The sequence below is a fragment of the Pseudonocardia sp. SID8383 genome (assembly GCF_009864975.1).
Lineage (GTDB): Bacteria > Actinomycetota > Actinomycetes > Mycobacteriales > Pseudonocardiaceae > Pseudonocardia > Pseudonocardia alni.
In genome coordinates this window covers 1-9,072 of record NZ_WWFY01000446.1, presented here as the reverse complement: position 1 = coordinate 9,072, position 9,072 = coordinate 1, and the positions used below count along the sequence as shown (strand labels likewise).

The 9,072-nt window shown below is 73.7% G+C and carries 9 protein-coding genes, 1 pseudogene and 1 riboswitch; of the genes and pseudogenes, 2 read left to right on the top strand and 8 right to left on the bottom strand.

Features of this window, described 5'->3' with window-relative positions; all coding sequences use genetic code 11:
• Nucleotides 1-297: precorrin-6A/cobalt-precorrin-6A reductase (locus GTW08_RS10825; RefSeq protein ID WP_346009890.1), on the bottom strand; the 297-nt coding region annotated here is incomplete at its 3' end.
• Nucleotides 298-315: 18 nt separating this feature from the next.
• Between GTW08_RS10825 and GTW08_RS10820 the strand changes: the two genes are divergently transcribed.
• Complete coding sequence (locus tag GTW08_RS10820) at nt 316-978, top strand: haloacid dehalogenase type II (protein ID WP_161151844.1); 663 nt, start codon at nt 316-318, stop codon at nt 976-978.
• 43 nt (nt 979-1,021) lie between these two features.
• On the opposite strand, the gene GTW08_RS10815 is transcribed toward GTW08_RS10820, so the two are convergent.
• The 7 genes from GTW08_RS10815 to GTW08_RS10785 form a co-directional block, all read right to left on the bottom strand.
• The gene (locus GTW08_RS10815) at nt 1,022-2,194 is read right to left on the bottom strand and encodes an ROK family protein (protein ID WP_062404671.1); all 1,173 of its coding nucleotides are present in this window, start codon (nt 2,192-2,194) and stop codon (nt 1,022-1,024) included.
• A 1-nt stretch (nt 2,195) separates the two neighbouring features.
• Complete coding sequence (locus tag GTW08_RS10810; protein WP_073577035.1) at nt 2,196-3,647, bottom strand: sugar ABC transporter permease; 1,452 nt, start codon at nt 3,645-3,647, stop codon at nt 2,196-2,198.
• Between the two features lie 50 nt (nt 3,648-3,697).
• The gene (locus GTW08_RS10805) at nt 3,698-4,471 is read right to left on the bottom strand and encodes an ATP-binding cassette domain-containing protein (protein WP_073577036.1); all 774 of its coding nucleotides are present in this window, start codon (nt 4,469-4,471) and stop codon (nt 3,698-3,700) included.
• A gap of 75 nt (nt 4,472-4,546) precedes the next feature.
• Entirely contained in the window at nt 4,547-5,692 is a 1,146-nt protein-coding gene (locus GTW08_RS10800) for a sugar ABC transporter substrate-binding protein (protein WP_073577037.1), read from the bottom strand.
• Between the two features lie 251 nt (nt 5,693-5,943).
• Nucleotides 5,944-6,660, bottom strand: coding sequence for an ABC transporter ATP-binding protein (locus tag GTW08_RS10795; protein WP_253068892.1), 717 nt, complete (start codon nt 6,658-6,660; stop codon nt 5,944-5,946).
• Nucleotides 6,661-6,668: 8 nt separating this feature from the next.
• Nucleotides 6,669-7,436: an ABC transporter permease gene (locus GTW08_RS10790; RefSeq protein WP_174565898.1), complete on the bottom strand. Its 768-nt coding sequence runs from the start codon at nt 7,434-7,436 to the stop codon at nt 6,669-6,671.
• Nucleotides 7,433-8,458: an ABC transporter substrate-binding protein gene (locus tag GTW08_RS10785; RefSeq protein ID WP_073577039.1), complete on the bottom strand. Its 1,026-nt coding sequence runs from the start codon at nt 8,456-8,458 to the stop codon at nt 7,433-7,435. The genes GTW08_RS10790 and GTW08_RS10785 overlap by 4 nt, the downstream gene beginning before the upstream one ends.
• 7 nt (nt 8,459-8,465) lie before the next feature.
• Nucleotides 8,466-8,555: riboswitch (TPP riboswitch) on the bottom strand.
• Nucleotides 8,556-8,790: 235 nt separating this feature from the next.
• Here GTW08_RS10785 and GTW08_RS10780 point away from each other — a divergent pair.
• Nucleotides 8,791-9,072: pseudogene (locus GTW08_RS10780) on the top strand (hypothetical protein); the annotation flags it as partial.

The window sequence follows — 9,072 nt, the reverse complement described above, 5'->3', positions numbered from 1 at the left end:
GACCAGCGGTACCCCGGTCCCCGCGCAGGCGGCGGCCGCGTTCGCGGTCATCGTCGAGGCGAACGGATGGGTGGCGTCGAGCACCGCCGCGACCCGCTCGGCGCGCAGGTGCGCGGCCAGCCCCTCGGCACCGCCGAACCCACCGATGCGGACCTCGCCGTCGGGCAGGGCCGGGCTGCGCACCGCCCCGGCCAGGGACGACACGACCCGGACATCGTCCCGGCCTGCCAGCGCGGCGGCCGCGGCCCGGCCCTCGGTCGTACCACCGAGGACCAGCACCGTGCGGGGAGCGCTCACACCTGTGAGGGTAGGGGGATGGCGATCACGACCGTGGTGTTCGACGTCAACGAGACCCTGTCGGACCTGACCCCGATGGGGGCCCGGTTCGCCGCGCTGGGCGCCCCGGAGGGGCTCGGGCCGCTGTGGTTCGCCGCGACCCTGCGCGAGGGCATGGCGCAGGCCGCCGGTGGGGAGCTGACGCCCTTCGCCGAGCTGGCGAGGGCGACCGCGGCCGGGCTGCTGCGCCGGCACGGGGTCGCCGAACCCGACGCGGGCGCGCGGCACGTCGTCGACGGGTTCCTGGAGCTGCCGGTGCACGACGACGTCCACGGCGGGGTCGCGGCACTGCGGTCCGCGGGGCTGCGGCTGGTGACGCTGTCGAACGGCGCCGCGTCGGTGGCCGAGCGGCTGCTCGGCGACCACGGCCTGCGCGAGCAGTTCGACGCGGTGCTGTCGGTGGAGGACGCCGGGATCTGGAAGCCGGCTCCCGCCTCCTACGCGTATGCGCTGCGGACCTGCGGGGTCGACGCGGCCGAGTCGGTGATGGTCGCGGTGCACCCGTGGGACCTCCACGGCGCCGCCCGGGCCGGCATGGCGACGGCCTGGCTGGAGCGCCACGGCGACACCTGGCCCGGGTACCTCAGCCCACCGACCTTCACCGTCGGCGCGCTGCCCGAGCTGGCCGGCCACCTGGCCTGAGCCCGCGGGACGCCGGGAGCGGTGCCGTCCGGCCCGCTCTCCGTCAGACCGCCGCCAGCACCGGCTCGAACGCGATCTCGGCCGCGCCGACCAGCGCGCCGTCGCGGCCGAGCGGAGAGACCGCGAGTCGGGTCCCGCCCGCGGCCCGGCTCACCAGGCTGCGCCGGCGCAGCTCGGACCCGATCCGCTCGACCACCGAGGGCGGCAGCGCGCCGAACAGGTCGCCCAGCACGACGAGCTCGGGGGCCAGCATGTTCACCACGGTGACCAGCCCGGCGGTCATCCACCCGGCGTAGCCCTCCAGCAGCCGGTCGGCCCGGCCCGGCACGACGGCCAGGTCGCGCAGCTCCGCGACGAGCACCCCGCGCGGGGTGTCCTCGGGCAGGCCGAGCGCGCGGCACAGCGCGGGCTCGCCCACCTCGGTCTCCCAGCAGCCGTGCGAGCCGCAGAAGCACTCCCGCCCGTCCGGGCGGACCATGAGGTGACCGAGCTCGCCGACGTAGCCGCCGGTGCCGCGCAGCGGCTGCCCGCCGGACACCACGCCGCCGCCGACGCCGACGTCGGCCGAGAGGTAGACCATGTCGGCGACGTCCCGGCCGATCCCGCGCAGGTGCTCGGCGAGTGCGCCGGCCTCCGCGTCGTTGGCGACCTGCACCGGCCGGGCGAGGACGGCGGCGAGCCGGGCACCCAGCTCGACGTCGCGCCAGCCGAGGTTGGGCGCCTCGTGCACGAAGCCGTCGGAGCGCCGCACGACGCCGGGCACCGAGACCCCGACCGCCTGCTCGGCGACGCCCAGCTCGTCGCGCAGCAGGGCGGCGGACTCGGCGAGGTGGGTGATCACCTCGCCGGGCAGCCGGGTGGTGCGGTGCAGGTTCCAGCTGTGCCGGCCCAGGATCTGGCCGCCGATGCCGACCATCGCCAGCGCGACCTGCTCGACCCGGATGTCGACGGCGAGCACCACCGCCGCCTGCGGGTCGGGCAGCACCAGCAGCGACGGCCGCCCGGCCCCGGAGCGCTGGGCCGGGACGGCCTCGGTGACGACGCCCGCCTCGGCGAGCCCGTCCACCACCGCCTTGATCGTGCTGCGGTTGAGGCCGAGCTCGCCGGCCAGCGTCGCGCGGGTGCAGGGACCCTCGACGTGCAGCCGGCGCAACAGGACGGCCCGGTTGTGCCGGCGCGCGTCGTCGGGCCGGGTCCCCGATCCGGGCTGAGTCATGTCACCGGCCGCTGGCCGCCGCCCGGCGCCGTGACGCCACGTCGACACCGGCCGCGAGCAGCAGCACCAGGCCGGTCACCACGAACACGACGGCGGCGGGCTGCTTGAGCAGGCCCAGACCGTTCTGCACCGTGGCGAGCACCGTGCCGCCGATGACGGCGTTGCTGATGCGGCCGCGGCCGCCGAACAGCGACGTGCCCCCGATGACCGCGGCGCCGACCGCGAACAACAGGGTGTTGCCGCCACCGGCCGCCGGGTTCACCGACCCGATCTTCGACGAGTAGACGATCGCGCCGATCGCGGCGAAGGCGGTGGAGATGACGAACACCGACGCCCGGATGCGGGCGACGTCGATGCCGGCCCGGCGCGCGGCCTCCCGGTTGCCGCCGACGGCGTAGACGTGCCGGCCGAACCGGGTCCGGTCGAGTACCCAGGTGCCCGCGACGAGCAGCACCAGCACGACCGGGACGACGTAGGGGATCCCGGCGATCGCGATGACGCCGGGCGAGCGGTCCTGCACGAGTGCGAACGTCACCAGCCCGCCGAGCACCACCACCGCCCCGATCTTGAGTGCGACCAGCCCCGTCGGCGGCGCGACCAGTCCGCCGCGGCGCCGGGTCCGCAGGCGCACCACCTGGACGGCCGCGTAGCCGCCGGCGACGACCACGAACAGCACCCAGGACGCCGTGACCGAGAGATTGCCGTTCGCCACGGCGTTGATCAAGGGGTCGCGCAGCGCGATGGTGCCGCCGTCGCCGATGAGCTGCAGGATCACGCCCTGCCACGTGATGAACAACGCCAGCGTCACGACGAACGACGGCATCCCGATCCGGGCCACGAGGAACCCGGTGAGGCAGCCGATCACCACCCCGACGCCGACGGCGAGCCCCATCACGGTGAACGCGTTCGCCGGGACCCCGATCACGAGCACGACCGCGGTGAGCAGGCTGATCACCGACCCGGCCCACACCCGGACCAGCGCGGCGAGCACGGCACCGGCCAGCATCACCGCCACGAGGAGCACGAACACGGTGGTGCCGGTGGCGCCGAGTACGTTGCCGTCGCTCATCAGGTGCAGTGCCATCAATGCCGCCGCCAGCCCGGACGCCGTACCGGCGGCCAGGTCGATCTCCCCGGTGAGCAGCACGAACACCAGGCCCATCGCGATGATGGTCGGGCCGGCGCCCTGCTGGAGCAGGTTCGCCAGGTTGAGCAGGCTCGGGAAGGTGCCGCCCGAGTCCAGCACGCTGAACAGCACGAACAGCGCGGCCAGGCCGAGCAGCGCCGGCAGCGAGCCCAGGTCACCGCCACGCAGGCCGCGCAGGTACGTCGTGATCGCCTCGCGGGTGGTGCGGGCGGTGGTGTCGATGCCGAAGTCGGCGGCCCGGTTACCGGGGTTCACCCGGCGGGCCGCGCTCTGCTCCTGCTCGGGCGCGGGCGTCCGTTCGGTCACGGTGTCTCCTCCCGGGCCGGCGGGGCCGGACGGATCGGGGTGGGGGGCCATCAGGTCACCGCCTGCTCGGGCCGCGGCAGCCCGAGCTCGCCGGAGCGGCCCGCGGTGATGAGCTGGACGACGTCGGAGTGGGTGACCTCGCGGGTCGGGACCTGCGCGACCATCCGGCCGAGGTAGAGGCAGGTGATCCGGTCGGACACCTCGAACACGTCGGCCATGTTGTGGCTGATGAGCACGACGCCGAGGCCCTGCTCGGCCAGCCGTCGCACGAGGTCGAGCACCTGGCGGGTCTGGGCGACGCCGAGCGCTGCGGTCGGCTCGTCGAGCAGCACGACGCGCGAGTCCCAGAGCACCGCCTTGGCGATGGCGACGGTCTGGCGCTGCCCGCCGGACAGCGACGCGACCGGGGTCCGGACCGAGGTGACGGTGCGGACCGAGAGCGACGCGAGGGTGTCGCGCGCGGCCTGCTCCATCGAGCCCTCGTCGAGCATCCAGGAGCGGCCGCGCTCGCGGCCGAGGAACATGTTCTGGACGATGTCGAGGTTGTCGGCCAGCGCGAGGTCCTGGTAGACGACCTCGATGCCGAGCCGGGAGGCATCCGACGGCCCGGCGACGGTCACCGGCGCCCCTTCGAACAGGACCTCGCCGGAGTCGATCGGGTGGATACCCGCGACGCACTTGACCAGGGTGGACTTGCCCGCGCCGTTGTCGCCGACGAGCGCGGTGACCTCGCCGGCGCGCACGGTCAGGTCGACGTCGTGCAGGACCTGCACGGCGCCGAAGCTCTTCGACACACCGCGCAGGGAGAGGATGGGGTCGGCCACTTTCGGGCACCTTCCACGTGGGCGTCGGCCGGGCCGCGGCGGGGTCTCCGCCGCGGCCCGGTCCGGCTGCGGGTCCTACTTGATGCCGAGCTGGCCGCAGGCGGCCTGGGTCTCGGCGTTGCAGATCTCCGAGGCCTTGACGTAGCCGGCGTCGGTGACCTTCTTGACCGAGTCCTTGGTGATGAGCTGCGGCTCGAGCAGCACCGACTTGACGTCGCGGTTGCCCTTCGGGTCCTCGACCGTCTGGGTGGCGACGCCGTCGGCGGCCGCGGTGTCGCCCTTGGCCAGGGCACCGGCGAGCTTCGCGGCGGCCTCGGCCTCCTGCTCGATCGGCTTGAACACCGTCATGTACTGGTCCCCGCGCAGGATCGCGGCGAGCCCGTCGGCGGTGGCGTCCTGGCCGGTGACCACGACCTTGCCGTTCAGGCCGTACTTGGCCAGCACCGTGACGATGGCGCCGGCGAGGCCGTCGTTGGCGGCGACGACGCCGTCGACCTTGCCGCCGTTACCGGTGAGGATCTGCTCGAAGGTGGTGCCGCCGACCTGGTTGTCCCACTTGTCGATCTTCTGGCTCTGCACCAGCTTCAGCGCCCCGGACTCGTACTTGGGCTTCAGCACGGTCTGCTGGCCGTTGTAGAACAGGGTCGCGTTGTTGTCGGTCGGCGCGCCCTCGATCTCGATGACCTGGGCGCCCGGCTTGTCGCCGATGCCCTGGACCAGGCCCTCGCCCTGCAGGGCGCCGACCTTCTCGTTGTCGAAGGAGACGTAGTAGTCGCTGACGCCGCCGAGGTTGAGCCGGTCGTAGTCGATGACCGGGATGCCCTGGGCCTTGGCCTTCTGGGCGACGGCGGTCCCGCCGTCGCTGCTGATCGATGCGATGATCATGACCTTGACGCCGCTGGAGATCATCCCGTCGGCCAGGGTGGAGAACTTCTGCTCGTCGCCCTGGGCGTTCTGGATGTCGGGGTCCATGCCCTCGGCGCGCAGCGCCTTGTCCAGCATGGGCTTGTCGAAGCCCTCCCAGCGGGCCGAGGAGTCGGTCTCGGGGAGGATCACCCCGACCTTCACCCCGCCCCCGGAGTCGCCGGAGCCGCCCGCGGACTCCCCGCCGCCGCCCGCGCTGTTCTGTCCGCAGCCCGCGACGGCCAGCAGCAGGCCGAGGCCCGCCGCCGCGACCGCCCGACGCAGCCGGGGACCGCGCCCCGTGTTCCGTGCCCCCATCGGGGTCTCCCTCCACCACGTTGTGGACCGCTCGCATGATCACGAACGGGTGAATGTTGCGAGCGCCAACGTATTGGGCGGAACCGGTTCCACGACAGCCTTCTGAATCGAGAGAGTTCCTCTTTCGTCATCACGATCCGGTCACGAACATCGACTTTGTTGTCCTGCGGCACGATCCGGACGGCCGCAACGGCACCGGAACGCCGTGGCGGGCGGCGACCACCGGTCCCCGCCCCCGGGGTCGATCCCCCTCAGCCGCGCAGGGTCTCCAGCAGGTCCGCCTCGACCGCGGCCAGGGCCGGGTCGGTACGGCTGCGCGGCCGCCCGGCGTCGACGACGACCTCCCGCACCACGGTCGCCGGGCGCGGCGAGAAGACCAGCACCCGGTCCGACAGCAGGGCCGCCTCCCGCACGTCGTGGGTGATCAGGACCGTCGTCCAGCCGTAGCGGGCGCGCACCGACTCCAGCCAGTCCTGCATCGCGGTCCGGGTGAGCGCGTCCAGCGCACCGAACGGCTCGTCGAGCAGCAGCACCTCGCGCCCCCCGACGACGGTGCGCAGCAGCGCCGCGCGCTGGCGCATGCCGCCCGACAGCGCACCCGGGCGGACGTCCTCGAAGCCGGCCAGCCCGAACGGCTCGAACAGCGCGCGGGCACGCTCGCGGGCCTCGCGGCGCCCCACGCCGGCGACCTCCAGCCCGAGGGTGGTGTTGTCGAGCACGGTGCGCCACGGGAACAGCAGGTCCTGCTGGGGCATCAGGCCGAACGGGGCGCCGCGCACCGGGCCGCCGTCGACCTCGATCCCGCCGGTCACCGTCGCCCCGTCGAGGATGCCCGCCAGGGCCCCGAACAGCGTCGACTTGCCGCACCCCGACGGCCCGACGAGCGTCACGAACTCCCCCGGCGCGACGTCCAGGTTCACCCCGGACAGCACCGGCAGGTCGCCGTAGGAGACCGACAGGTCACTCACCACGACCTTCACCGCGCACCGTGTCCGTCGTGGTCGGCCACGTACCAGGGCGTGACCAGGCGCTGCAGCAGGAAGGTCAGCGCGAACAGCGTCACCGACAGCACCGCGGTCACGCCGACGGCCGCGAGCACCAGGTCGGTGCGGAACTGGTTCTTCTGCAGCTGCATGAAGATCCCCAGGCCGGCCCGGGCGCCGACGTACTCGGCGAAGATCGCCCCGGTGACGGCGTAGGTGATCGCGATCCGCAGCGCCGTGAAGAACGACGGCAGCGCCCCGGGCAGCCGCACGTAGCGGAACCGCTGCCAGCGCGAGGCCCCCATCGACCGCAGCAGCGCGGTCGCGGATCGGTCGGTCGCGGCGAAGCCCTCGATCAGCCCGACCGCCACCGGGAAGAACGTCACCAGCGCGATGACCAGCACCTTCGGCAGCAGGCCGAAACCGAACCAGATGATGAGCAGCGGGGCGATCGCGACCACCGGCAGCGTCTGCGAGGCCACCAGCAGCGGGGTCAGCGCCCGGCGCAGCCACGGCGAGAAGTCCACCGCGACCGCGGCCGCCCAGGCCAGCACCATCGAGACGGTGAACCCGATCAGCGTCACCTGGACCGTCGGCAGCGTGTTCGCCCACAGCTCGGCCCGGAACGCCCAGCCCTGCTCGACCACCCGCAGCGGCGAGGGCAGCACCTGGGGGCGGGCGCCGGCGACGGTGACCGCGACCTGCCAGGCGACCAGCAGGACGGTGACCAGCGCCGCGGCCGGCCACAGCCGGCGGATCACGGTGCCAGGTAGTCGTTGGTGAACCAGGTCGAGAAGTCCGGCTTCTGCCGCACCGGGGCGCCGTCCGGCCCCGCGACGGTGCCCGTGTCGTAGAGGAACCCGGAGAACCCGGCCCACTGCTGCGGGGTCTGGAACCCGACGCGGCCCTGCGTGTCGCGCAGGAAACGCTCGCTGAGCATCTGCGCGCCCCGGTCGACCAGCGCGTCGGAGGTGAACGCGCCGGGGTTGGCCTCCTTCAGCATCCGGGCCGCGGTCGCCGGGTCCTGCGCGGCCAGCACGTAGCCCTTCTGGACGGCCTGCACGAACGCGCGGGCCCGGTCGGGGTGGTCGCGCAGCCAGGTCGAGTTGCCCAGCAGCAGCACGTTGTAGGAGTCCGGGAAGCCGTAGTCGGTGTAACGGAAGGTGCGGATCGGCTCGCCCCGCAGCTGCGCCTCGATGCCCTCGACGTTGACGAACGGCTCGGTGAAGTCGGCCTGGCCGGAGTAGAGCGCCTCGTAGGCCGCGGTGGACAGGACCTCGGTGCGGAAGTCGCCGCGCCCGCCGTCGGCCCGGATCACGGCCTGCATCTTCTGGTTCTCACCGGGCCCGCCGAATCCGGCGTAGATCTTGCCGTCGAGGTCGCGCGGGCGCCGGATGTCGGTGCGGTCGGAGCGCACCGCGATCTCGGTCGCCCAGTGCTGCAGGATCGCCATCACCGAGGTGATGTCGGCGCCCGCGGCCTTCGAGAACGTGAAGGAGTCCTGGAAGCCGACGCCGAAGTCCGCGGCGCCGGAACCGACCAGGGTGTCCGGCGAGGTCTGGTTGTACGGCAGGAACTCGACGTCGAGGCCGGCGTCGCGGAAGTAGCCCGCCTGCTGGGCGGCGAACAGCCCGATGTGGTTGGTGTTCGGCGTCCAGTCCAGCGCGACGCGGATCGGCCCGCCCCCGGCGGAGCCGCCGGAGCCGTCCTCCGCGGCGCAGCCGGACAGGGCCAGCGCGAGCGCCAGCGCGACGGCGAGTGGACGGAGAGCACGTGACAGCACGGGGCGGCCTCCCTACGCCGGTGTGACCCGGATCAGGTTCGAACGGTCGGCGGCCGGTCCTGCCGCCCTCTCAGCCTCGGTGCGCGGGCTCCCGCGGTACGACCGTGAACCCTACGCGGTCCGCCGGGTCCTGCCGGGACGACGTCCGCCGCACCGGACCGACCGGACACCCGCAGTCACCGTGGCCGTCCGATCCGGTCACCTGCGGTGATCGTCGGGACGGCCGGGCGAGCCGCCGTCCGCGGCGCGGACCACGATCGTTATCCTCGCCACCACACCCGCGACGCTGTGTCACGAACCCCGCTCGCGGGAGCTGACGCGGAAGGGACGAGATGGCGGCCTCGCTCTGGACCTCCGGCACGACCGGGCGGCCGACGCCCGACCCGGCCCCCGCCCTGGTGCGGGTCGCGTTGCAGGCCGGCGCCACCTCCGTGGCGCACGCCGACATCGCCGCGATGCTGTCCGGGATCTGTGTCGCGCTGGTGCCTGCCGCCCGGGTCGGGGGTGCGGCGCTGCTGCTGCGCGAGCCCGCCGACCCCCGCGACCCCGAGGCCCGGCGGGTGTTCGGCTCCGACACCGCCGCGCTGCGCCTGGGTGAGCTGCAGCGCCGGGCC